The sequence below is a fragment of the Bacillus marinisedimentorum genome (assembly GCF_001644195.2).
GTDB lineage: Bacteria > Bacillota > Bacilli > Bacillales > Bacillaceae_O > Bacillus_BL > Bacillus_BL marinisedimentorum.
Genome location: NZ_LWBL02000051.1, coordinates 12528 through 37597 on the forward strand (window position 1 = coordinate 12528; position 25070 = coordinate 37597).

Below are 25070 nucleotides of genomic sequence, written 5' to 3' on the forward strand. Positions count from 1 at the left end.
TTACTGTTCCTCCCCTTTCATTTCTTCTGTATATCTGCTTTGGAATTGAATTGCATAGTCAATGCCGAGTCCAATCAAAATCGGGAAGACCGCCATGGAAACCATCGTGATCGGCACACTTAGCCAGCCCATCAACCCTACCGTTCCGATAACGGCAATCAAGATTATCACAAGCGGCAGTATCCGCCACCTCACCCTGAACACTATTCCAAGAACGAGAATCATGAACAAAATCGAAAGACCCATCATTTTCTGCATGCTCTTTTTCATTTCCGTACGGATTGAATCATCCAGAACCGGCTTGCCTGACACCATCGTGTCTATCCCTTCAATCGGATTATCTTCCATAAAATCCTTTACAAAGACGACAACTTCACTTTTATCGGCATCCGTTGCGTCGCCCGTAAACTTGATCATGAACGTCATATACTGTCCGTCAATCATCATCTCGTCAAACATGCTCCGCAGCGAACCGTCATCTTCATATATCATTTGATCAAGTGTCGCCTGTTCCTCCGGGATGGCAGGTGTCATACTGTCAGAATAAGAAATCATCTCACTGAGGTTATCACTCATTGAAACAAGATTTTCTCCCATTTCTGCTAGACCATCTGCAAGTTCTTCCAGGTCTTTTTGCTGCTGAGCCTGCTGTTCGCTCATTTCATCCAGCTGACTCTGCTGTCCTTTGAGCCCTTTTTCGATACCTTCCAGCCCGTTGATTGTGTTCCTGGATACACCGGGAAGCTGGCCGCTTTTCTCGGCTGCAGTGACCATCTTATCAGCCATACCGCCAAGCTGAAGGCCAAGCTGGTTCAACTCGGCTGCCTGTTTCTTTTGGGCCTGGCTGCCTGCAGCCGCATTTTCCATTTGTACGGCAGATTGCTGGAGTTTCAGCGATACGTCTTTGAGCTGTCCTCCCATGCTGGAATAGCCGTTCACCAATTTCCCCGTTCCCTGCTCGAGTTTCTTTTGTCCTTCGACCATCTTGCCTATGCCCTTCTCCATTTCAGAAATCTTCGATCCGAAATCCGGCAAGCCTGACTGGCTGGAAGCATTTTCTTCGATATTTGTGCTTATTTCTCCAAGTTTTTCTCCCATTTCCTGCAGCCCGTCAGCCATTTCAGTGAGCCCTTCTTCATATTTTTCAGCTTTTTGCCTTGCTATATTTTCAACAGCTGTATGGGGACCAACGATTGAATAGATTCCGTCCTGCGTCGCCAGCTGCCCCTCAAGGTCTTTCATTTGCTGCAAGGTTTCAGGGGTCAACAATTCGGCTTCTTGTTCAGCTTCGTAAATCACGATAACCGATTCACCGCCAAATTCCCGTTCCAATTTCAGGTTATCCTGATACACCTTCGTATCTTCCTCAATCAGTGTGTTGTTCCCTGTCGCCATTTCCACCTGCTGTGCTCCGACAGCAAACAATAAAATGGCAACTATTGTAATTGTTACAACTTTCATTGGATACTTTACGATTCCGTCAGCAATTAATTTCAGTACCTTCATTTGTCATCCCCCTGTTTGCATGTTAGCAATAACTTACCTTAAAGTAATGTAAGTGACTACTTACATACAATAACTCCTTGTTTCCAATTTGTCAAACTGAATTTCAATTTCCACTGACAGCTGAAGAAGGAAATTGGTATTCCCCAATCTTGCCCGATCCTTTCCGCTGCAGGCTTTACTTTCCGCAGGGCGTCCGGAGCAGTCTCCCTCGGCTCAGTGAGCATAATCTGTTGAAAAACTATGATAGAGGCACGGATTTCCGTTTTCCTTGGCTATAATTTAGGGGGAGCGCAGTATTACAGGGACTGTACTGTTATTCTGCCTGTAATCAGAGGAATTGCTGCATTGCAGGCACTGAACAACTATTCAGCACCCGTATCTCAGAGATTCATAGTATTAGAAGCACTGAACTGCTATTCAGTACCGGTAATCAGAGGAATTGCTGCATTGCAGGCACTGAACCGCTATTCAGCACCCGTATCTCAGAGATTCACAGTATTACAAGCACTGAACTGCTATTCAGTACCGGTAATCAGAGGAATTGCTGCATTACAGGCACTGAATTGCTATTCAGTACACGTAATCTTAGGGATTCCAGCACTACAAGCACTGAACTGCTATTCAGTACCGGTAATCTCAGAGATTCACAGCATTACAAGCACTGAACCGCTATTCAGTACACGTAATCCTAGGGATTCCAGCATTACAAGCACTGAACTGCTATTCAGTACCGGTAATCAGAGGAATTGCTGCATTACACGCACTGAACCCCCATTCACTACCCGTAATCTCAGGGATTCCAGCATTACAGGTACTGGACCGCTATTCAACGCTTGTAATCTCCTGTACACCCCTAACTTAGGCACGGCAGCACGTTTTCCGTGCCTATATAACCATCACCCAGTGAATTTGAATGAATCTATCGGAACTTAATCCGTTGCGTTTGTACAACACCCTTTAAAAGGCAGTACTTTTTCGTTTCAAAAATAAATGAAAAACGCTCAGAGCAATGCAATGCCCTGAGCGTTAAGAACTCATATCCGTTTTCTAAGCTTATCCAGACAGCCTATTAAACCTTCTTCACTGCTGCAGGCTGTTCAGGGATAGCCGTAATTCGCTTATTGTTTGTTCCAATTATGAAGATTGCTGCCGCGGCAATGAGAACAGCAACAAGTGTACCAAGGTTGAAAATGCCTTTATCGGCGTACCATACAATCGAGTAGCCGAGTGAACCGGCGAACAGCGCATAGTAGGTGAACGGCAGCAGGGTTTTGCGGATGACATCCCCTTCTTTTCCGACAAGGCCTACAGTTGAAGATGCCGCTACAACGTTATGCACGCAGATCATGTTGCCGGCTGCCCCGCCGACTGCCTGCAGAGCGACAATCCAGGCTGCATTAACTCCGATATTTGTACCGACTTCATACTGGAACAGGGAGAACATCATGTTACTTACCGTGTTACTTCCTGCAACAAATGCACCCATGCCGCCGATGAAGGTCGAGAAGAACGGCCAGTACTGGCCTGTCAGTCCCGCAACTCCGTCAGCAAGAGCAATCGGCATGGCATCGAATCCGGCCGCACCGCCGCTGCTGTTGATGAACACCTGTACCATCGGAACCGTGAATACAAGAGCAGTGGAAGCGGCGATAATGGACTTTCCGGAAGCAGCCCACGCCTTCTTATACTCCGACCCGGTCATCTGATGAATGAAGTAAGTTAAAATCGATACGAAGATGAAAATCGTACCAGGCAAATACAGAGGCTGGAAACTTGATGTGATCTCGGTGCCGAACAGGTTCGGAAAGCTGACTGTCCATGCTTTCAGCCATTCCAGGAAAGGAAGCGATTTCAAACGGGTCAGAACCAGGAACACGGCAATCAGCAGGTAAGGTGTCCATGCTTTCATCATGCTCATATTGCCTTTTGCCAGATCAGACTCCTTGATTTCAATGGATCCGGTCCATTCTGGATCCCATTCACTCTTATCAGCAAAGTCCCATGCCTCTTCTTTCGGCGGCATCAAGAAACCTTTTTTCGCAGCCGGAACTACGATTGCAAGTCCGACAAGACCGCCAATCAGTGATGGAAATTCCGGTCCGAGGACATTTGCGACGATCACATATGGCACCGTCATCGAAACGGAAGCAAACAATGCAAACTTCCAGACTTTCAAGCCCTCACTGAATGATTTGTTTTTTCCGAAGAAACGGGTCATGATCGCGACAACGAACAGCGGGACAAGCAAACCGGTAATGGCATGCAGGATGGCAACATTTCCCGCAACCATCGTAGTGTAAGCCAGAAAGTTATCCGTAATGGAGCTGTCCGCTGATAAACCTGTTTGGACACCTACGAGCATTGGTGTTCCAAGGGCACCGAATGATACCGGCGTACTCTGGATGATCATGCCGGCAACAACCGCCGCCATACCCGGGAATCCCAATCCGACCATGAGCGGTACCGCAACAGCTGCGGGAGTGCCAAAGCCGGCCGACCCTTCGATGAAAGACCCGAACAGCCACGCAACAATGATGACCTGGATACGCCTGTCCGGTGTGATACCGGTGAACCCTTCACGTATCGTTTTCAGACCGCCGCTTTGCTGCAATGTGTTCAGCAGCAAAATGGCTCCGAAGATGATATAAAGGAGCGTCAACGCAACAACGAGTCCATTGACTGAAGCGGCAGCCACCTGTGCAAATGAAATCTTCCAAACAGCCAGAGCCAGAAAAGCTGCGACGATGTACGAAATCGGCATCGCCTTGCTCGCAGGCCACCTCAAGCCTACAAGAAAAACACCAACCGCGATAATCGGCAGCAACGACAAAAACGACAACATACCTGTACCCATTTTCTCCCTCCTGCTTCCCATGATGAGATTCAAAATAACCAATAATGACAATATTCTGAATATTAGTTTACATTATTCAGACGGATTGTCAATATGCCTAAAAACGAATTTTGTCCTCAAGTTAGCTTGCAACAGGCGGAAACTGTTTAAAACAAAGGTTTATGCCACCTGAAATATTTTTTTAATAAAACATAAAAACAACACTTCCCGAACATAAACGGGAAGTGTCGGCTTGTATCAAATGATGCAAAAGAGCTAGACAGATACTTTGTCCTTTGCTTTTTGTGTATTGTTGGCGAGTGTTCCGATTCCTTCAATCGTGCACTCGATTCGGTCGCCGTCTTTCAAAAATTCAGCGCCGAGCGGGCTTCCGGTCAGGATGACATCACCAGGCTTAAGTGTCATCACTTTTGATAGATAGGAAACCATATTGGCCATTGGGACAATCATCAGCGATACATGGCTGTCCTGTTTTTTCTCGCCGTTCAGTGAAGATTCAACCTTGACTTCGGCCGGGTCCAATTCAGTTTCAATGACCGGCCCGAGCGGCGTGAACGTATCGAAAGATTTTCCGACCGTCCAGTGTCCGTCCTTATGGAAATACTGCGGTGCTGTCACATCATTGCCTACTGTATAGCCGAAAATGTAATCCTCAACATCTTTTTCATCCACATTTTTTGCCTCTTTGCCGATAACAACCGCCAGTTCGGATTCAAATTTCACTTCTTCGAGTGCTGCCGGAATTTCGATCGGTGTTTCCGGTCCAATCACTGATGAGACAGGTTTATAGAAAAAGACCGGTATTTCAGGCAGTTCATCAGGCAGGTCGTCTTTTGATGCAACAAAATTTGCGCCGATGCCGATGACCTGGTTTGGTTCAAGCGGTGCTTTCAGCGTAACCTCATCACCTGGGAAGTTGGTGCCGGTATATTCCCAGTCTCCGAACATATCACCGGAGATTTCTCTCACACTGTTATTCTCTAAAACTCCTGTACGGATTTCCGTTTCCTGCCCTGCTGTGAATCTTATAAATTTCATTAAGTAATTCCTCCAATTTAAGTAATATGATTTGTCTTACAATACTCTTTTTGCTTCTTGCGGCCTGCCCCTTTTATTTTGTCTTAGTTGAATAAGCTTTCGGGGCTTATGTCACCTTTTTTGCAGGTTCTGTTCATTTTGGGCATGCATACGTTGTTTGCGTGACCTCTTTTTGCAGTTCCACCGCTTTTTCGGCACGCATATGCGTTTGCGTGACCATTTTTGCAGTTATCTTCTTATTTTGGGAAAGCATAAGGGGTTGCGCGCCCGTATTTTTAACGCTCACACGAGGCACGCACTAGGTTAGCATGATAATTTTTTGCTCATGCCTCGGGCACGAATCCCCATTATGCCAGCGACTTTTCCTGCTTTTTCAATTCCTGCTTCACTTCCGCACAACGGCTCGGAGTCGGGAACAGTTTACCTGGATTCAGCAGATCTTCCGGGTTGAATACTTCCCGGATGTTGATCTGGGCTTCGAGTTCGTCATCGGTAAAGACGAAGCGCATCTCTTCCTTTTTTTCGATGCCGACACCATGTTCGCCGGTAATGGTGCCTCCTGCATCGGCACAGGCTTTCAGGCAATCGGAACCGGCTTTCAGCGCCTTTTCAATGTCGCCCGGTTTCTTTTCATCAAACAGGACGAGCGGATGGAGGTTGCCGTCCCCGGCATGGAAAATATTCGCGATTTTGAGCCCGGTTTCTTCGCTGATCTGGTTGATTCTCCGCAAAACTTCCGGCAGCCGGCTCCTCGGGATGACACCGTCCTGAACGAGATAGTCAGGAGAAATGGCCCCCATCGCCCCGAATCCCGTTTTCCGATTGGCCCACCATGCGGCCCGTTCTTTTTCATCTCGTGCCGCTTTTACTTCACGCACGTTCCGATTGCGGCAAACATCAAGGATTTCTTCGACCTGTCCGTCGATGCCCGCAGCGATGCCGTCCACTTCAATCAGCAGCAATGCGGCAAGGTCCTTCGGGTGGCCGACAGGATAGTTGGCGGCTTCCACCGCTTTGATTGCCACTTTGTCCATCATCTCCAGCGCAGCGGGAACGATGCCGGCAGCTATGATGTCGGAAACCGCCTGGGATGCATCTTCAACGTCATCAAAGTAAGCGAGTATGGTTTTCTTCGTCTCCGGGTTTTTCAGGATCCTGACGGTGATTTTCGTTACGATTCCCATCGTGCCTTCAGACCCTGTCAGGATGCCGAGCAGATCGTATCCCGGCATATCCGGAATTCCTTCGCCGCCGATGTTGACCACTTCTCCGTTCGGAAGCACGACTTCAAGACCAAGTACATGGTTCGTCGTTACCCCGTACTTCAAACAGTGGGCACCGCCGGCATTTTCGGCGATGTTGCCCCCGATTGTGCAGGCACTCTGGCTGGAAGGGTCCGGCGCATAATAATATCCCTTATCCGTAATCGAATGGGTCAGCTTCAAGTTGATATAGCCCGGTTCTACGAGGGCATACAGGTTGTCGTAGTCCACTTTCAGAAGTTTTTTCATCCTGGCAAGGCTGATGATGACTTCACCGCCAAGCGGAATGGCGCCCCCGCTCAGTCCGGTACCTGCCCCCCTCGCGAGAAAAGGCAGTTTTTTGGCGTTTAGATATTTGACGACCTTCGCCACTTCTTCTGTATTCTTTGGAAACACAACAGCTTTCGCGTGTCCTTTTTTCAAGGTGAATCCATCGCATTCGTAAGCGACGAGATCTTCGCGATGGTGAAGGACCGAACTTTCCCCGACAATGTCCATCAAACTGCGGATGACCGGATCGACTGCTTTCTGTTTCTTCTTAAAAAGCAATCTTCACCCCTCCTTTACCGTTTGTTTTACGCCTGCTGGCGCGGACGATTTTCTGTTATCTTCTTGTTCGTAAGCCCAATCAAGCAGCTGTACCGTATGGACGATTTTCTCGCTGCGGCCGTTTTTCATGACGCCCATCGCCATCTGCAGCATGCAGCCAGGGTTGCCCATTGAAATCATTTCTACATCTTCCGGTACGTATTGCATTTTTTCCTGGAGGACAGCCCCTGCCATCGCCGGATTGGTAATGTTGTAGATTCCAGCACTTCCGCAGCAGCGGTCGGAGTTTTCCATTTCAACCACTTCAACGCCCGGGATCGATTTAAGCAGGTTTCGCGGCTCTTCACGGACTCCCTGGCCGTGGGCAAGATGACAGGCATCATGATATGTGATGCGCGTGTTGATTTCTCCTTCAGGCTTGCGGAATCCCCCGTCATAAAGGAATTTCGAGACATCTTCAACTTTATCTGAGAACCGCTCGGCTTTATCTTGAAGCTCCGGTTCATTTTTAAAGAGTTCAGCATATTCCTTCATTGCCGCACCACAGCCGGCCGCATTGATGATGATTTTATCGACATCCTCAAAAGCTTCCATGTTTTTAAGGGCAAGCTCCCGGCCTTGTTCACGGTTCCCGGCGTGGACATGCAATGCGCCGCAGCACCGCTGTTCCTGAGGAATTCTCACTTCGTAACCATTCTTCTGGAGCACGCGGATAGTCGATTCATTGATATCGCTGAACACAACATCCATGACACAGCCGGTGAACAGCGCGACAGTTCCTTTTTTCTCAGGGGTCGCCGCAGGGAGCACTTCCGGCAGCCGGCCAAGTACCGGCTTATTGACTTTTGGCGTCACACTCTGGATATCACGCAGATGTTCAGGAAGGATCTTGACGGCTCCTGTTTTCTCTGCCATCTTTTGCAGGCCGCTTTTCTGGTAAAACTTGAGCAAGCTTCCGATCGTATGGAGTCTTTTCGGATTCGGGAAAACGCCGTCAAGGAAAAATTTGCTTACCGCTCCCTTCCATCCGGTAAGCGGAATCGCTTCACGGACCTGGCCGCGTGCGGATTCAATCAGGCTGCCGACCTGGACATTGGACGGGCATGCAGTTTCACAGGCCCGGCAATCGAGACAGGTGAAGACAGGATCCATAAATTGTTCGTTAAGGGACACCTTTCCTTCCGCTACCGATTTGATCAAATATACACGGCCCCTTGGTGACTGGTGTTCCTGGCCGGTTTCAAGGTAAGTCGGGCATGATTCAAGGCACATGCCGCAATGCACGCAATCTGCCCACTTATCGGCATCCGGCATATCATTATTCAAATAATTGCCTAGAGAAAGGGTCGAACACGACGGATCGCCTGCTGGCACCTTTGGTAAATCTTTTTCTGCTGTACTCATTACAAACCTCCCGCAAACCGTTTATGATTCAAAATCGAATTCGGATCAATCGACTTTTTAATACCTTCGAGCAATGGGCGGTAGGTGATGTTTCCTCCCCATATGTCGAGCTCTTTCCGCTGTGCGAGCGGCATATGGTCAGCAATCGCATAACCGCCTCTCGATTCAGCTTCAGCACGCAATTCTTTCAGGAACGGAATGAAATTTTCCGGATTTCCCGATGCATAGACTCTGGAAATTCCATGACCTGTGCCGCCGTGAACCTTCACATTCAGAAGATGGCGGGCCGCGAATTCTTCACTTGCTGAAACTAGCGGGAAGACATCGGCGTTTTTGCTGCCGATCTTGACGGACAGCACTTCATTATCATCCTCAAGGCATCCGGCTGGCGGGATTTTTGCAAAATCGTTCCACCACGCTTCTGCATCCTCTCCTGATAACACTTGAAGTTCCGTGCCGGAAGGACGGTTGTTTTTCAGCCACTCGGCCTGGTAACGGACAGCCTCTTCCACATCTTCAAAAGAGACAGCAAGCGTGTGGCGGGCTTTACCTCCCGTAGCGATGGCCAGTTCCGGATTCAGCAACTCCATCGAAACAGGTTCGAGCGTTGAATCGTGCAGTTGTTTCACATAATCAGGTGCTTTCTTAAAGGATTGCTCGCTGAAAGAAATCAGGATTATGCTTTGATATTTTGGAATAGGCCTTAATTTCAGTGTCACTTCACTGATGACACCAAGTGTTCCCATTGAACCGATGAACAGCTTGTTCATGTCATATCCGGCTACATTTTTGACGACCTTTCCGCCTGTCCGGATCACTTTACCGTTCGGGTATACGATCCTGAGACCGATCACATAGTCGCGGGCTGATCCATACTTAAGCCGTTTCGGCCCGCTGTCGTTGGCTGCGATGACACCGCCGATAGTGGCGTATTCAGGCCAGCGCGGATCGGCGGAAAGCTTCTGTTTATGCCCGGAAAGATATTCATTGATTTCCTTCATTGTCGTGCCGGGCTTGACCGTCATTGTCATGTCGCCGAGAGAGTGTTCAACAATCCCTTTAAATTGCTTCAAAGACAAGAAAATATCACTATTCTCTTCGGTACCGCCAAATCCGCGCTTTGATCCGCTGCCGCCAATGCCCACCTTAAGGTTGTTATCATTTGCAAACATAAGAACCTCCGCAATATCCTGTTCGCTCTCCGGATACACAACCGTTTTACCGTTGTTGCCGAGTGCATGGATTTCTGAGGATTCCTCGATCCGGGCGTCAGGAATGCGTTTTTGTAGATTGGTCACCGTCAACTTGCTTCCCCCTTTGTTATAAAAAGTTTGATGTCCTGGATGCGTCTGTCAGTTCCCTTCCTCTGCCAGCTGGCGGGAAAGGGTTTCTTCCACAAATTCCAGATGGCGGATGACTGCAGTCCTGGCCGCAGCCCCGTCCTTTTGTTCAATTGCTTCTGAGATAGCGATGTGCTGTTGAATGGCTTCTGCTGTAAGGGTGCTGTCACTTGAAATGATGTGATGAAAGTCAATCATTGCTTTTTGCATTGTCTGGGATATCGTTTGCATCAACTGTATGAGGGTTTTGTTTTCCGTTGCTTGTGCGATTAATGAATGGAACTCGAAATCTGCCTGCCAGCCGGATACGGAATCGGAACTGGTGATGGCATTTACGGCTTCTTTGATTGCCGCTCTATTTTCCGTGCTGCTGTTTTCGGCTGCCAATTCAGCCGTTCCTGCCTCAAGGATTTTCCGTACGCTGAAAAGCTCCCGGATATCCTGTTCATTGGCGAGAAGGCCCTGGAACAAATGAGCGGAATCAAACTTGCTGATGAACGTACCTTCACCATGGCGGACATCAACGAGTCCTTTTCCTTTCAGGGTTGTGAGCGCATCCCTGACGGCCGATCGCCCAACTTGAAACCGCTCACATAATTCTCGTACAGAAGGCAGCTTATCCCCAGGACTAACCTGGCCTGTTTCAATCCATTGTTCGATGTAATCGGCAACCTGATCCGATATCTTTTTCGTCGTTATCTTCACTGCTTCCAGTGGGGGGTCCCCCTTTCCTGTTCGTTTGCAATTCTTCATACTATCGGATGTCAGCTATCAGATATCTGATAAGTATTCGATGTCTGTATTCTACCCGCAGGCTGATAAGTTTGTCAATTACTAATTTTCTGAATTATTTAATTATAGCTTTTTTGATTTTGGCTATGTTAAAAAGCGGTGTTGATTTTACACATTGCCAGGGCGGTTTTTAAAGGCAAGGTATTCAATTTTGCCCCTCTAGTCTGGCGAGGGCACATCTATATGGAAGACCCAGCGGGTATCAACAGCCGCATTTAACAGAGCCCTGATTTAAGTGAAAATTTTCGGCCGGTTCGCCGGATACTCCATTTCCGGTGGATTAGCTTCCCTGTTCTGCGGGAAAAAGGAAGTAGATAAACAAGCTTCAAGAAATATACAGCGAAAGGATGAATGTAAATGAGTAAAATGATGAGCTACGGAAAACGGCTCGGGAAAGAGTTTAAAGAAGACCGTGCCACCGGGCTTGCAGCCGAACAGGCTTATTATTATATGCTCTCAATCTTTCCGATGCTGATCCTGCTCCTATCCATACTTCCATATTTGCAAATCGACCCGCAGCAGGCTATCAAGTTTCTTGAGAGTGTTATGCCTTCAGGAACCGCTAAAACCTTTGAAAAACAGGTAGTAAACATCGTCAGCAGTAAAAATGGCGGGCTGCTCACCTTTGGTATTATCGGTACGATCTGGTCCGCTTCCAATGGAATGAAGGCGTTCATGACTTCGATGAACAAAGCATATGATGTGGACGAAACCCGCTCCTTTATCAAAAAGCGCCTCATTGCGATATTACTTACGCTTGGCATGATTATCGCTCTGGTGGTAGCGCTCCTCTTGCCGGTATTCGGTAATGTCATTATGGACCTCGTTAAGTCCATTATGCCGATGCCGAACCAGATGGAGATTGTATTCAGTGTTTTGCGCTGGGTAGTCGCCATTATAGTGATGGCTGCGATTCTTACAGCCCTGTATAGATTTGCTCCGAACAAACACTTCAAAATCAAGCATGTTATTCCGGGCGCAATCATTGCGACCGTCCTATGGCAGCTCGTTTCACTTGGCTTTTCTTTCTATGTCAGCAACTTCGGCAGCTATTCCGAAACGTACGGCAGCCTTGGCGGAGTGATTGTCCTGATGCTGTGGTTTTTCCTCACTGGCCTCGTGCTTGTCTTAGGCGGCGAAATTAATGCGCTATTTCATAAATACAAGCGCGACCGGGACAGCAGCCAGAACGATGGGCGCACCGTTACAACTTGATAAAATCGGAAAGAAGCATCAGGGACACTTCCCTGATGCTTTCCATTTGATCGTTCTATATTGGCAGCTTTAAAATGAAATGATGATGCTGGCCGTCCGTTTCAAGTAACAACTCACCATTATGCCGTTCTGCTATTTCTCTGCTGATCGCAAGGCCAAGCCCTGCCCCGCCAGTCTGCCTGCTCCTTGAAGCATCGGTGCGGTGGAACCTTTCGAATACCTTTTCCTTATCATTTTCAGCAATCAGCTTTCCCGGTCCGCTGACCGATAACTCATAATGCTCTTCGCGAGTGGCGCCCTTCACCACAATGGGGGCAGAACCTTCATAGTATTGCACAGCATTCTGAAGCAAGTTGGTCAGCACCTGCTGGATTCCTTCCCTGTGCAGCATTAGCTCTCTGCTTTCTATGTCAGCCTCGGCCTTTATACCTCGCTGCTCCAGGTCCCATTCAAACAAACCAAGGCAATTGACTGCAAGTTTTTTAATGTCCGCCGGTTCTCTGTCAAGCGGCGTCGGCTCCAGAAACGAATCCCATTCTTTTATGGCATACAGCTGCTGGATCATGCTCGTTATCCGTTTGGCTTCGAGATGAAGGGAATGGTATAATTCCGGGCTCCCTTTGATAACGCCTTTGCTCATTCCTTCCAGATAGCCGTTTATATTCGACATCGGTGTGCGCAATTCATGCGCCATATCCGTAATGACTTTATTTCTCGTTTCTTCATTTTCCTTCAGGCGGACGATCAGATCATTGAAATGGCTGACAAGCTGGCCGACTTCATCCATGGAGCTGGTTTGGATCAAATCCGGGTATTTCCCTTCTTTCAGACTTTCCATGGAAGCAGCTAGATTACGGACAGGCCTCATCATCCGCTTTGTCATCATGTAATGGATGAAGCTGCCGATGATGATCGCACCGATGCTGTACATCCAAAGATACTGCAGGAGCGTCGAATTGAATCTAATCTGCTGTGCCCCCTCCAGGTTTCCAACCCTGTCGGCAAGAAAACACGCCATATTGTAAATGGCGGTGCCGCTCAGCAGCACAAATAAACTGACGATAAAAATATTGACAGCCGTCAATTTCCACAACAGGCCGACTTTCGGCTTTTTCACAACGTTAATCTTTTGCAGCAAATTTATACCCCATTCCCCTGACAGTGAGGATCCGTTTCGGTTTGGCCGGCTGATCCTCTACCTTATTGCGCAGTTTGCGGATATGGGCATCAATCGTTCTTTCCAGGATCTCGCTTTCTTCATACGGATGGAGCCTGTTCATAAGCTGTTCCCTGGAAAGGACGATATCGGGATTTTCCATAAAATATTTGAGGAGATCAAACTCGTACTTTGTCAGATTGAGCCGCTCGCCGTTAAGGGTTACCTCTCCTTTTCGCGGCATAAGTGTGAGACCGTCCATCGTGATACGCTGGCAAAAACGTCCGGTCCTTCTCAGGACAGCCTCCACCTGTGCCACCAGTTCTTCAGGGCTGAACGGTTTTGTCACATATCCGTCAGCCCCCATCTTCAAACCGGCAATTTTATCTTCCGTCCTTGCTTTTGCTGTAAGCATAATGATGGAAAAATCGCTGTTTTCCTGTTCTTGAGCCCAGCGGCAAAACTCTTCCCCGCTCACTTTCGGAATCATCAGGTCGAGGATGATCATGCAAGGAGATTCTTTAAGGAACATTTCCATCGCCTGTTCCCCATCCTCTGCAGCCACCACTTCATAACCTGCGTTTTCCAGATAGAGGACAACCAGGTTCCGGATCATTTGGTCGTCTTCAACCACAAGGATTTTTTGCTTCATGTCATCACCTTTTCTTTAGCTGCCTTCCTGCTACTCCATTCGCTCAAATGTTTGAACCATATGGTCATAGTTCATCGCACCGAGTGACACGCTGGCGATGCGCCCTTTTGTATCGATGAAGTAGGAGGTTGGAATTGGACTTATCCGATATTTCGACGAGACATCAGAAGAAGTGTCCATCAAAATCGGAAATGTCAGTCCGAAATCGTCAACAAACGGCTGCACATCTCCAGGCGTCCCTTCTGTTTCAGTCAAATTGACAGCAAGAATTTCAACGTCCTTATCGTTATAAAACTTTTCCATATCCGGCATTTCGGCCCGGCAAGGCGGACACCAGGTCGCCCAGAAATTGACAAGGACTTTTTTGCCGCGGTAATCCGAAAGCTTCACCGCCTCGCCGCCAAGTGTTTCTAATTCAAAGTCCGGAGCCATATCGCCTTTTTGCAGGCCGGTACTTGCCGGCTCTGCAGCAGCTTCCCCGCCGGCTGTATCCGTTTCCGATACGGATGGACTGGAGACATCCTGTTCCGTGGCCGTATCCGATTCAGGCTCCGCCTCTTTTTTTCCTATCATATCATAGACCGCCCAACCCGCCATAAGAAGAACCACAATCAAAACAGCTGCTCTTTTCACCATTCCCTTGTCCCTCCCGCACTTTTTATCCTAATTTACCGAACCATGTATCCTGCACAAACTGAAGCAAAGTATTTGAAATCCTCGCCATCTGCCCGGTGTAAAGCAGAATGCCCATAACTACCATCAAGCTTCCCCCGGCTTTCATGACTACCTGGCTGTGTTTCATCACCCACCTTGCCGACCCGAGGAAATACGAAAAGACGAGAAACGGCAGCGCAAACCCGATAACGTACGCCAGTGTATAAACAAGCCCCTGTGCCGGCTCATTGGCGGCAAGCAGCAGTATTGATGCAAAGATAGGCCCGATGCACGGCGTCCATCCCGCCGCAAAGCCCATTCCGACAAAGACGGTGCCCATATAACCGACAGGCTTCTTTGAAAATCTGAACCTTTTATCTTTCATGAGCCATTTGAAATTGATCCAGCCGGCCACAAATAATCCCATCACAACGATGAACACGCCGGCCAGACGCTGGATAAGCAGACCCGAATCCCCGGAAAGCAGCCCTTGAATCCACGACCCCAAATAAGACGCACCGATTCCAAGACTAATAAAAATCAGCGAAACCCCAAACAGGAAAAAGCTTGAATGAAGAAGCACTTTCGTTTTGACTTTTTTGTCCTTCTGTTCCTCAATTTCTTTGACACTCATTCCGGTGATATACGACAGATAAGCCGGAAACAGCGGCAGCGTACAGGGCGACAAAAATGACAATGCACCTGCCCCAAACGCCAGCCAGATTGTTACATCTGCTGCTGAAGTCATACCATACCCCTCCGATTTTTTGTTTGTGTTATATAAATGATTGAACCTGCCAGTAAGATGAACAAGTACCAGCGGTCAACCAGCACCCCCATGACGGTCAGCAATGGAGAAAAATAAGAAACGGCCAGCTTCATCCCCAGCCACGCCACCCAGACACCTGCCAATCGCCGAAAGCTTACCTCTTTAAATGTAAGATAAAGAATGATGACCAGCAGGAAACCGAACTCAACCAGATCGGCAGATGAAACGCCTGAGTAAATATATACGATCGATAAAAACTTGTGGATCAACAATGCCGGCAGCAGGATTTGCAGCCCGGCTTCAAATAACTCCCTGCTGCCAGCCTGCTTTTGTTTGATCAAATATGCAGCTTGCAAGGCAACCGCTGCACTCGCCAAATAAAAACTCTTCCTGCCGCTTGGGTACGAAAGAACCGCCCGCGGTTCCTCTATGAATAACGGGAATTGAATGACAATTTTGCCGAACAGAAACACGATGACAAATGTTGCGGCAAGGCCGCTTACCGTTTCTAACAATCTCTTTCTGTCATCATCAGGCATGCCCGAAAACATCCTGAAAAAAAAGGCCCCTCCGATTATTCCCACTAACACAATCAGCCAGGTGAATCTTGCGGCCACCACTCCCAAAACAAGAGAATTGAACATATACGCCTCCTGCACAATGCTGTTTTACTCCTGCTCCCAGTGTAATGGTGAATTGTTAATGTTTTATGAACGGGGGTGTTTCCATTCGATATTTTTGTGGCTTATGCGAGGGGATGCCAACCAGGCGGTTTTACCGGCATTCTTTACCAGGGTTGGATTAGGCAGGTGCACGGAAATGGCCGAAATTGGGCAGTACACGGGATCGCCAAATTTCAGTAATGAAGTCTAGGTATGGAATTCGTGCGTTTTACTTGTTTTGCAACATAAAAACAACCTCATCTTTTTCATACTCTCCTTGCAGTCCAAAAAAAGAATTGTTTGCAAGGCATAATTACAGCTTTTCACTTAGCATCGGTTGGATTTTCACACCGCATCCCAGCTGTTTTACGCCAAACCCTGTCAATTTCATGCATACCACTCCGGTTTTTGCGCTATACAGCCAAACTTTCACGCCGAAACCTCGGTTTCACGCCAAAAGAATTCTCTCAGGGGACCGGGGTTGCCCTTTCGCGCCGTATCTCGGCTTTTTCACGCCAAACCCTGCCACTTTCACGCGCACTACTCCGGTTTTTGCGCCGTACAGCCAAACTTTCACGCCGAAACCTCGGTTTCACGCCGCTACCCCATGCTTTCACGCCAAGAGAATTCTCTCAGAGGACCGGGGTTGCCCTTTCGCGACGTATCTCGGCTTTTTCGCGAAAACCTTTCAATTTCACGCATACTACCCCGTTTTTTTTCGCCGTAGAGCCAAACTTTCACGCCGAAACCACCGTTTCACGCCGCTAACCCATGCTTTCACGCCAAAAGAATTCTCCCAGCGGACCGGGGGGTGTCCTTTCACGCCGAATCCCGTCGGTTTCACGCCAAACCCTGCCACTTTCACGCGTAACACTCCGTTTTTTGCGCCGTACAGCCAAACTTTCACGCCGAAACCTCGGTTTCACGCCGCTAACCCATGCTTTCACGCCAAAAGAATCATCTCAGGGGACCGGGGTTGCCCTTTCATCCCGCATCTCGGCTTTATCGCGACAAACCCGATCTTTTCCAAGACAAGCCCCTCTGCTTACATGCACCAACTCGGCTCAACACCGCGAAACAGTCCCTGAATTAACCATTAAAAAAGGCCGAATCCCATCAGATTCGGCCTTCCGCTTACTTTGTCTTTACATTCCTGATAAATTTCTCCAAATATTCCGTGTCCGTGATATTGCTATTGCACTCTTCACTATCAGCACAAAAATAATTTCCGAGTGACCGGTACTGGTCTCCACTGGATTTTTCCGTTACTGCCGTCACAAGCGCAACATTTGTATACTCGTTGCACAGTGAACAGATGTTTTTCTTGCCCACCGGTGTATACCGCCCCGCAATTCCAGTCAGTTTGCCGTCAAGCTCGTAAATGATGAATTTACGGTTTTGGCCGGCATCGTTCCAACCCAGATAGGTGAGTTCCGTCCAGTTGATCGATTCCCAATCCGGAAGTGCCAGCTTCTTGTTTTTCCTGAAAAGCTTCTTCACTTCCCTTTCCGTCATTTTCGGGAAAGGGATGCGATACTCGGAAAGTTTTTCGAGATAAGCTGTTAATTGCTCCTCTGTTTTCAAATCTGTTATAAGGCCAAGCAGGTGTTTCTGCTGACCGTCTGCTTCAGGAAACATGTCGAGGACCTTTGCTTCTGCCCCATATTTGACTGCTTCAAGAACATCTTTGTCAGTAACCGAATTCAGTGCGTTTTGAATGATCACTCCCTGTTTTCTGACTACATTGAATTGATGATTATGAATAAATGGCTCGGACATCGCCAGGCCTCCTTACTTTAGAAATAAATAACGTACGCGACAGTACTGCTGATGACTTCAGGACCCCTTCATTATATCACTGATGGCTGTTATTCATTCCAGCTTTGGCGTCTAACAAAAGAATGACATTTACTTGACCTGTAAAGTCCAATCCAGTTCTTTTTGCTCAGCTGAATTCATCCATCAGTCATAACTGCCTACTTCAAAAATGAACCAAATCTACTGTTTTTTAATAATAGTGTCAAAATCTTGTAATTTTTGTTGAAATTTTCTGCCATTCTATTTATTTTATTGATGAATCTCAGCAAATTAGGAGGGAAAAAAGTATGAGTCTACTAAAAACATTATCAGCAGCTGCCTTATCGGTAACATTGCTCGCTGCACCGCTTTTTTCAGGTCACACAGAAGCGAAAACGGATAACTATAAGCATCGCTACAAATCTGTCCAGCTTCTGGCTATCAATGACTTCCACGGAAAACTGAATGTTACACGCACAATTAAAGACGAAAACGGTAATGTTATCGGAACAGCAGGCGGGGCCGATTACCTTGCTGCCTATTTGCGGGAACATGAAGAAGAAAATAAGAAGAACACGTTAATGTTACATAATGGTGATATGGTCGGTGCAAGCCCGCCTGTATCAGCATTGCTGCAGGATGAACCGACAATTCAATATTTGAACATGCTCGGCTTTGACATCGGCACTCTCGGAAACCATGAATTTGATGAAGGCACCGAGGAAATGCTGCGCCTGATTAACGGCGGCTATCATGAAGAAACAGGCTATTTTGAAGGAGCGAATTTCCCATACACGGCTGCCAATGTGCTTGATAAAGAGACTGGCGAACCGATTCTTCCTCCTTATGTCGTGAAGAAAGTAAACGGCATGCCGATCGGGTTCATCGGCGTCGTCACAACGGAAACACCTTCGATTGTCATTCCTGAAGGAGTGGCAAATGTCGAGTTCATTGACGAAGCGGAAGCAATCAATAAAGCTGCTGCCGAGCTGAAAGAACAGGGTGTTGAAGCAATTGTCGTCATGTCCCACGTGCCGGGAAGTTCCAATACGGACGGCAGTGGTGCTGGCGGCGAACTTGTCGATATGGCAAATGCAGTCGATGACGAAATCGATATCATTTACGGCGGACACAACCATGCTTACACAAATACGCTTGTAGACGGAAAGCTGCTCGTGCAGTCTTATTCCTACGGTACAGCATTTTCTGATGTCGACTCTGATAGATCCGAAAACGAAAGATATCGTCCATAAAGAGGCGGAAATCGTCACTACTTTCCATGAAGGCATCGAGCCGGCAAAAGATGTCCAGGAGTTTGTGGCAAGCTACGAGCAGCAGGTCGCACCGCTTGTGGAACAGGTCGTGGCAACAGCTGCACAACCCCTTACCAGAGAACAGGATGACAGCGGTGAATCCCCGCTCGGCAACCTGATCGCCGACGCCCAGCGTGCCACAATGGAAACTGATTTTGCCTTCATGAACCCGGGCGGCGTCAGAGACAACATTGATGCAGGCGATATCACATGGGGCGAACTGTATAACGTCCAGCCGTTCAATAACACACTCGTTGAAATGACGTTAACCGGCGACCAGATTTACAGGCTGCTGGAACAGCAGTGGAAAGAAGACGATGCGGACATCCTGCAAGTTTCCGGACTGACGTATACATGGGATGCAAGTGCCCCAATCGGTGAAAAAGTCGTTCCAGGTTCTGTTGCAACAGAAGACGGCACAGCTATTGACCCGGCTGCTGCGTATTCCGTAACCGTCAATTCCTTTATGGCAGCCGGCGGTGATGGCTTCACCGTTCTTACAGAAGCCGATGACCAGGTAACCGGCCCTGTCGATCTTGATGCACTCGTCGATTACCTTGAAGCACTTGATGGGCCTGTCACAGCTCCGGCAACCGACAGGATCGACGTCCAGTAAAGACCCTAAGAAAGCTTGTTTCCTATCAAGAGGAAGCAAGCTTTCTTTTAATATAGAAACTTATCTTCAAAGGTTATCAACATGCTCTTATCTCTTAATCCATTTCATCTGCTTCTTTTGTAATCATGACCTTCGTGATCTTGTTCCGCTCCACTTCCAACACCTCAAAGTAAAGGGGGCCCCTGCTTAACGTTTCTTTTTCCCCTGGTATATGGCCAAACTCTTTCAGCAAAAACCCTGCAATGATATCCTCTTCTTCCGGAATCCTTGTCCTGAACACATCATTCAGGCGGCTGATCGATAATTTGCCGTGACAAATGATATGGGTATCCGTCATTTCATCAATAAGCACTTCTTCTTCCTCATCGGTTTCATCCTCGATTTCCTGCCCGATCATCGCTTCAATAATATCTTCACTGGATATGATTCCCGTTGTTCCTCCGTATTCATCCAGCACAATGGCCAGGTGTTTTTTCGCGTTCAGCATCATCTTAAAAACTTTTGCAATCGATGTTGTTTCACCGACAAAGAGCGGTTCATTGTCTGTGAAATCATACAGGCTTTTATCGTGATCCACCGACCATTTTAATAGCTGTTTTGAATGGAACACGCCTACAATAGTATCCATGTTACCCTTATACACCGGAAACCTTGTATGCCTGCTGTTTAAGACGATTTCCCTCGCTTCTTCAAAAGAAGACGCCCACGGGATGCCCGTAATTTCTACCCGGGGTGTTTTCAAAGCGTCGCGAACATCTTTGTTGGCAAAATCGATAGCACCTTTTATCCGCTGGCTCTCTTCATTTTTAAAAGTTCCTTCAATGGAAGCGATATCGACCATGGTCATCAATTCTTCCCTGGAAAGGCTCGTCTCCTGAACGGCACCTCCCGTGAAAAATTTAATGATGAAATTGGTGAAACTGGACATCAAAAAGGTAATCGGCTTCAACACCCATACCAGAGCAGCAATAACAGGCAGCACGATATAAGCAACTTTATCTGCAAACGTCGCTGCAATCGTTTTCGGCAGCACTTCGGCAAAAATGATTAAAACAATTGTTAAAATACCGGTGGCAATGCCAACATTAAAATCGTAGCTGAGTGCAAAAATCGTTACAAGTGTGGGCAGCATAATATTTGAAATATTGTTTCCGATCAGGATCGAGGTGATCATTCGATCGGGACGGGAAATCAGCTTAAGCATTTTTTTTGATCTTGGATCGTCATTTTCCGCTCTTGTTTTCACTTTCATCCGGTTGACAGCCGTCAGCGCTGTCTCACTCCCGGATAAAAAGAATGACACCAGAATAAAAAAGATGATGGCAAATACCACATCAAACCCTCCAAATTGGTCAAATTTCATCGTTATTGTTTTTCTACCCTTATATAATTGCTTTTATCCTTATTAAGCCAGATGTATTTGCCCGATTTCCAGGGGGAATTTCCGATCATAGTGATGGAACTGCCGGCTCCATTATAAATCGTACGTAATCATTTGCGGTTCGATTGGGGTCCCCAGTCCAACTAGTTGGGCGGTTCCCTTTCTCAGGCACACTTCATACTATCCGTCTCCATCAACCGCTGCAGTACTTTTTAGAAGGATTATTCAGGACAATATATCTCTATAATTACGCTATTCTCTGATTAATCACCCGGCCATCTCCTTTTTATAAGCACACTTCACATGCAATCATTACAAAAAATCAGCCGCCCTCAAATTACATGATTTAGTCTTATAACAAGACAACCACCTTCTGGCAAAGGCCAGTCTTCAGCTCTCTTACCCGATATATATTCAACCGCCCCGACCAGGATCGACAGGTTTTCCAACAGGAACCCGATCCCACCTTTTCCCCTCTATTCCCCGGGAAACAATCTTTGCTATTAGCGAAATGAAAATCGGGTATAGAAATTAAATGTGGACAAATCTAAGGCTCATCCTTTTCATTTCTTACAAAATTAGATTATACTGTATATTTAGGTACTCGAAATAACCAAAGAAGGTGTTATGTTTTGACTCAAGACCAAATAGGGAAACGCAACCTTGCGATCATGTGGTTTGCGAATTTCTTTATTGCCGGCAGCATGACAATGGTAATGCCGTTTTTATCTTTATATATTGAAAAGTTGAGCACTCTTCCCGAAGCGGATGTCCAGCTATGGTCCGGACTCGTTTTCGGGGTTACGTTTGTTACAGCGTTTATTTTCTCTCCGATTTGGGGACGTTTTGGCGATAAGTACGGACGGAAGCCGATATTGGTCATTGCCGGCTTCGGCCTGGCGGCAAGTGTCCTTCTGATGGGATTTGTTACTTCGGTGATGCAGCTCTTCATTTTAAGATTGTTCATGGGAGTGTTCACCGGATTCATATCCACATCACAGGCGCTCATTTCCACGCAAACGCCGAAAAGCACATCCGGTAAAGTACTCGGCACGCTGCAGACCGGAAGTGTATCCGGCAGTTTGTTCGGACCGCTGCTCGGCGGTGTGCTTGCGGATGCTGTAGGGTTTGCGGCAACATTCCAGATGACGGCCATCACTCTTATACTGGCTGCAATCTTTGTTCTTTTTGGAGTAAAAGAATTCCGTCTTGAATCGAAAGAGGAATCGAAAAAGAACTATTCACGCAAAGAAGTTCTCCAATATATATTTGCAGACCCGGTGCTGATTATGGTCATGGTGATTTCCATGTTCGTCCAGATCGCCCATTTCAGTATCCAGCCGATCCTGGCCCTTTATGTCAGTGAACTTCATGGTCCGGTAAACCTTGCCTTTTTCTCAGGCCTGGCCTTTTCGATCGCCGGTCTCGGCAACTTGATGATGACCCGGAACTGGGGACGGCTTGCCGATAAAATCGGCTATGAAAAAGTCATGATCCTGCTTCTCGTCCTTTCAGCTGTTTTCTATTTTCCGGGAGCATTTGTAAGCAACATCTGGCAGCTTGTCGGACTGAGGTTCATGCTTGGCCTGGTAATCGGCGGAATCATTCCGGTGCGGACAGCGTATATTCGCCAGGTCGCTCCTGTTTCCATTCAGGGCGAGGTGCTGGGCTACAATACGAGCCTCCGTTTTCTCGGCAATGTCATCGGCCCTGCACTCGGCGGATTCATCGCCAGCATATCCGGCATTTCATCCGTATTTTTTGTGACGACAGGATTGCTTGCTGTCAGCGCAATGCTTCTCGCGGGCAGCGTCAATCGCCGTTCACAGCAGGCCGGTCAAAATCTGTCATTGAATCGTTGATATAAAAGCCAGCTCTTTCATCACAAAAGAGCTGGCTTTTTAGATCACATCAATTGTTTTTCGGAAACCATAGAAAGGCCTGAACCCCATTTTCTGATAAAGGCATTGGATGTGATCGAGCAATGCCCGGCCTGCTCCTATCCCCCTGTACTGCCGGGCGATCAGCATCTCGCAAACGTATAGCGTAATATACTATTCTGTCATTCCGCTGAGACAGCCGGCGATCTCGCCGCCAATGACTGCCACCATCGCAGCATTCGAATTTTTCCACGCTGATTGAACATCGTCTTTCCGATTGGCAAAAGAAGTCCATCCTTCTGCCCCATTGAGACTGTGAATATCCGCCACATCTCTTTCTGAAAACGGCCTGATGACAACCGTGAACTCATTTATGTTCCGTTCCATAGGTTAACCCTCCCGTTTGTTTGCCTGATACCGTTAAAACTTTTTCGACAAACCGGTTGGATACCCTTTGATGAATTCATTCTATTAAGCACTATGTGTAAACGATGCATGAGCACTGCCTTTTCGAACCATCCTCATCATAAAATAACCGACTGCAGCTTCAACTGCCCCCACTCCAAAGAAAACAGGCTGCAAAAAGCTGACATATCCAATCCAAAAAATTTGTGCCGCTATCCAGCCCATCAGTAAAGTTCCAAGGATGATCGCCGCCTCTCCGGCAGCTTTGCTCTGGATGAAAGATAAAACGGCTCCGGCAAGGCTCCCTAGACCATTAACGGCAAGAAGGACAATGCCCGGAATGAGAAAGCTTTCAAATGGCGAATCTTCCAAAATGTCTGTAGTCATCAGCAAATTGCTTCCATCCGGTTCCATAATGAACCCTATTCCTGCCAGAACGGCCCCTACCCCTACTGAACCCTGCAAAATTCCAATTGACCAGAAGAGTCTCTTTTCTTTGTTCACCGTAATTCGCTTCCTTTCTTGATTTTAGATAAGAACTGCTTTCCCGGATATTAAGAAAAGGGCAAGGCGCCCGCATAGCGGCGTACGCATAAGCGGGGGTGCCTGCTGGAAGGCGGTCTTCCCTTCCGGAAGGGATCACCGCTTATGACGATAGCCGCTGGCGCCTGGAGCTGGGCACTGATCTTGCTGAAGAACTTTCTACATATTAAAAAAGTAAAGACCAGCAACATCCTTCTTCCTAAATTATACTCCTTTTATATGGAGTCAAGCTTTACTATTTTCCGGATGACTTCAATGTTCAGGCAGTATAAACGCCACCCTTCATGTCGAAACTGAAAATGAGAGGGTGTGAGACCGCTGGTTATTCTATCCGTTTTCTGGGAAGTGCAGAAACTTATAGAAAAAATGAATGACGTTGACACGGAAGCCTGGCTCCAGAATGAATTGTTCACATGGCAGTGGTGGGTCCTTGTCGGCTTTTTGGTTATACCATGGGGAATCTGGTTCCTGCTAGTGGACCGTAAGCGGATTCTTGAAATCCTCCTATTCGGCATGATGACGTCAGTCATCGTGATCACCTTGGATGTGTATGGTCATCATAATGGTTTCTGGGGCTATCCGATTGAACTGTTTCCCGCCGATCCGGGGGGCATCTCTTTCGACCTTGGCATGATAGCAGTTGCCTTTATGCTTCTCTATCAATATTTTGTCCCCTGGCGGACATACCTTCCTGCCCTTCTCGCAATGGCTGTCGGCTTCGCTTTTATCGGCGAACCGTTTGCAAACCGGCTGCAGCTTTATCATCTTCTGGATTGGAAATATAGGTATTCTTTTGTGCTGTATCTAACAAATGGCATTCTGCTAAAATTATTGATCGATTGGCTCGTTAGACTATCCAGGTCATAATAAAAAAGAACATCAATTTATTCCTTGCCGATTTTGGCCTAACTCTTCCTCTCCTATATTTTACTCATACAGCTGTTTATAGGCACGGAACTTCAAAGTTACGGCCTCTATTTTCCTCACACAATCGTTTACAGGCACTGAATCTTGGTTCAGTGCCTGTAATGTTGCATTCTAATTGCATATAAACACGGAAATCGAAGTTCCGTTCCGTTCCTTTATTTTCCTCATTCAGCATGTTATAGGCATTGAATGCTGATTCAGTGGCTGTAATAGTTGTGCCAGTATTCTTTTGAGCCCCACCAGCTGCATGATAGAAATTCCAAAAAATAAGAGTTACATACCGATGTTGCATTCTCGGTTTTCCGTCAAAAGATTACAAGAAATGGTCCTTACTAAACTATGCTCTCGTGTTAAA

Annotated in this window: 20 protein-coding genes and 1 pseudogene; 4 read left to right on the plus strand and 17 right to left on the minus strand. The window is 47.3% G+C overall.

The window, feature by feature from the left end:
- The 7 genes from A4U59_RS15480 to A4U59_RS15510 form a co-directional block, all read right to left on the minus strand.
- Entirely contained in the window at positions 1-1506 is a 1506-nt protein-coding gene (locus A4U59_RS15480) for an MMPL family transporter (protein WP_070121308.1), read from the minus strand.
- Between the two features lie 1069 nt (positions 1507-2575).
- A complete protein-coding gene (locus A4U59_RS15485) occupies positions 2576-4360 on the minus strand; it encodes an L-lactate permease (RefSeq protein ID WP_070121309.1) in 1785 nt (594 codons plus the stop codon).
- Positions 4361-4615: 255 nt separating this feature from the next.
- Positions 4616-5398, minus strand: coding sequence for a fumarylacetoacetate hydrolase family protein (locus A4U59_RS15490; RefSeq protein WP_070121310.1), 783 nt, complete (start codon positions 5396-5398; stop codon positions 4616-4618).
- A gap of 347 nt (positions 5399-5745) precedes the next feature.
- Positions 5746-7158: an FAD-linked oxidase C-terminal domain-containing protein gene (locus A4U59_RS15495; protein WP_070121367.1), complete on the minus strand. Its 1413-nt coding sequence runs from the start codon at positions 7156-7158 to the stop codon at positions 5746-5748.
- Between the two features lie 54 nt (positions 7159-7212).
- Positions 7213-8613, minus strand: a complete 1401-nt coding sequence (locus A4U59_RS15500) for a (Fe-S)-binding protein (protein ID WP_070121311.1) — start codon at positions 8611-8613, stop codon at positions 7213-7215.
- On the minus strand, positions 8613-9911 hold the full coding sequence (locus tag A4U59_RS15505; RefSeq protein WP_342670202.1) for an FAD-binding oxidoreductase: 1299 nt from the start codon (positions 9909-9911) through the stop codon (positions 8613-8615). Before A4U59_RS15505 ends, A4U59_RS15500 begins: the two co-directional genes overlap by 1 nt.
- Before the next feature lie 54 nt (positions 9912-9965).
- Positions 9966-10658 carry a FadR/GntR family transcriptional regulator gene (locus tag A4U59_RS15510; RefSeq protein ID WP_245680572.1) on the minus strand — a complete coding sequence of 231 codons (693 nt, stop codon included), beginning with the start codon at positions 10656-10658 and terminating at the stop codon, positions 9966-9968.
- 444 nt (positions 10659-11102) lie between these two features.
- Here A4U59_RS15510 and A4U59_RS15515 point away from each other — a divergent pair, with 444 nt between their 5' ends.
- Positions 11103-11960, plus strand: coding sequence for a YihY/virulence factor BrkB family protein (locus A4U59_RS15515; protein WP_070121314.1), 858 nt, complete (start codon positions 11103-11105; stop codon positions 11958-11960).
- Between the two features lie 55 nt (positions 11961-12015).
- On the opposite strand, the gene A4U59_RS15520 is transcribed toward A4U59_RS15515, so the two are convergent.
- The 7 genes from A4U59_RS15520 to A4U59_RS15545 form a co-directional block, all read right to left on the minus strand.
- On the minus strand, positions 12016-13098 hold the full coding sequence (locus A4U59_RS15520; RefSeq protein ID WP_083270886.1) for a sensor histidine kinase: 1083 nt from the start codon (positions 13096-13098) through the stop codon (positions 12016-12018).
- Positions 13082-13768 (minus strand): response regulator transcription factor, encoded by a 687-nt coding sequence (locus A4U59_RS15525; protein ID WP_070121316.1) that lies wholly within the window; start codon positions 13766-13768, stop codon positions 13082-13084. The genes A4U59_RS15520 and A4U59_RS15525 overlap by 17 nt, the downstream gene beginning before the upstream one ends.
- Before the next feature lie 30 nt (positions 13769-13798).
- Positions 13799-14404: a redoxin domain-containing protein gene (locus tag A4U59_RS15530; RefSeq protein ID WP_342670200.1), complete on the minus strand. Its 606-nt coding sequence runs from the start codon at positions 14402-14404 to the stop codon at positions 13799-13801.
- A 22-nt stretch (positions 14405-14426) separates the two neighbouring features.
- A complete protein-coding gene (locus tag A4U59_RS15535; RefSeq protein WP_070121317.1) occupies positions 14427-15170 on the minus strand; it encodes a cytochrome c biogenesis CcdA family protein in 744 nt (247 codons plus the stop codon).
- Positions 15167-15835, minus strand: coding sequence for a hypothetical protein (locus A4U59_RS15540; protein ID WP_070121318.1), 669 nt, complete (start codon positions 15833-15835; stop codon positions 15167-15169). The genes A4U59_RS15535 and A4U59_RS15540 overlap by 4 nt, the downstream gene beginning before the upstream one ends.
- Positions 15836-16556: 721 nt before the next feature.
- Positions 16557-16760, minus strand: a complete 204-nt coding sequence (locus A4U59_RS21855; RefSeq protein ID WP_169823983.1) for a hypothetical protein — start codon at positions 16758-16760, stop codon at positions 16557-16559.
- A gap of 227 nt (positions 16761-16987) precedes the next feature.
- Positions 16988-17632, minus strand: a complete 645-nt coding sequence (locus A4U59_RS15545) for a FusB/FusC family EF-G-binding protein (RefSeq protein ID WP_070121319.1) — start codon at positions 17630-17632, stop codon at positions 16988-16990.
- A 326-nt stretch (positions 17633-17958) separates the two neighbouring features.
- Between A4U59_RS15545 and A4U59_RS15550 the strand changes: the two are divergent.
- Positions 17959-19579, plus strand: a pseudogene (locus A4U59_RS15550) (bifunctional metallophosphatase/5'-nucleotidase).
- Positions 19580-19673: 94 nt separating this feature from the next.
- On the opposite strand, the gene A4U59_RS15555 reads toward A4U59_RS15550, so the two are convergent.
- Positions 19674-20942 carry a CNNM domain-containing protein gene (locus tag A4U59_RS15555; protein WP_070121320.1) on the minus strand — a complete coding sequence of 423 codons (1269 nt, stop codon included), beginning with the start codon at positions 20940-20942 and terminating at the stop codon, positions 19674-19676.
- Between the two features lie 650 nt (positions 20943-21592).
- Between A4U59_RS15555 and A4U59_RS15560 the strand changes: the two genes are divergently transcribed.
- Positions 21593-22822 carry an MFS transporter gene (locus A4U59_RS15560; protein WP_425388915.1) on the plus strand — a complete coding sequence of 410 codons (1230 nt, stop codon included), beginning with the start codon at positions 21593-21595 and terminating at the stop codon, positions 22820-22822.
- A 192-nt stretch (positions 22823-23014) separates the two neighbouring features.
- On the opposite strand, the gene A4U59_RS15565 is transcribed toward A4U59_RS15560, so the two are convergent.
- A complete protein-coding gene (locus A4U59_RS15565; protein WP_070121321.1) occupies positions 23015-23227 on the minus strand; it encodes a hypothetical protein in 213 nt (70 codons plus the stop codon).
- An 84-nt stretch (positions 23228-23311) separates the two neighbouring features.
- Positions 23312-23749: a hypothetical protein gene (locus A4U59_RS15570; RefSeq protein WP_070121322.1), complete on the minus strand. Its 438-nt coding sequence runs from the start codon at positions 23747-23749 to the stop codon at positions 23312-23314.
- A gap of 405 nt (positions 23750-24154) precedes the next feature.
- On the opposite strand from A4U59_RS15570, the gene A4U59_RS15575 reads away from it, so the two are divergent.
- Positions 24155-24655 (plus strand): CBO0543 family protein, encoded by a 501-nt coding sequence (locus A4U59_RS15575; protein WP_070121370.1) that lies wholly within the window; start codon positions 24155-24157, stop codon positions 24653-24655.
- Positions 24656-25070: the final 415 nt, after the last annotated feature.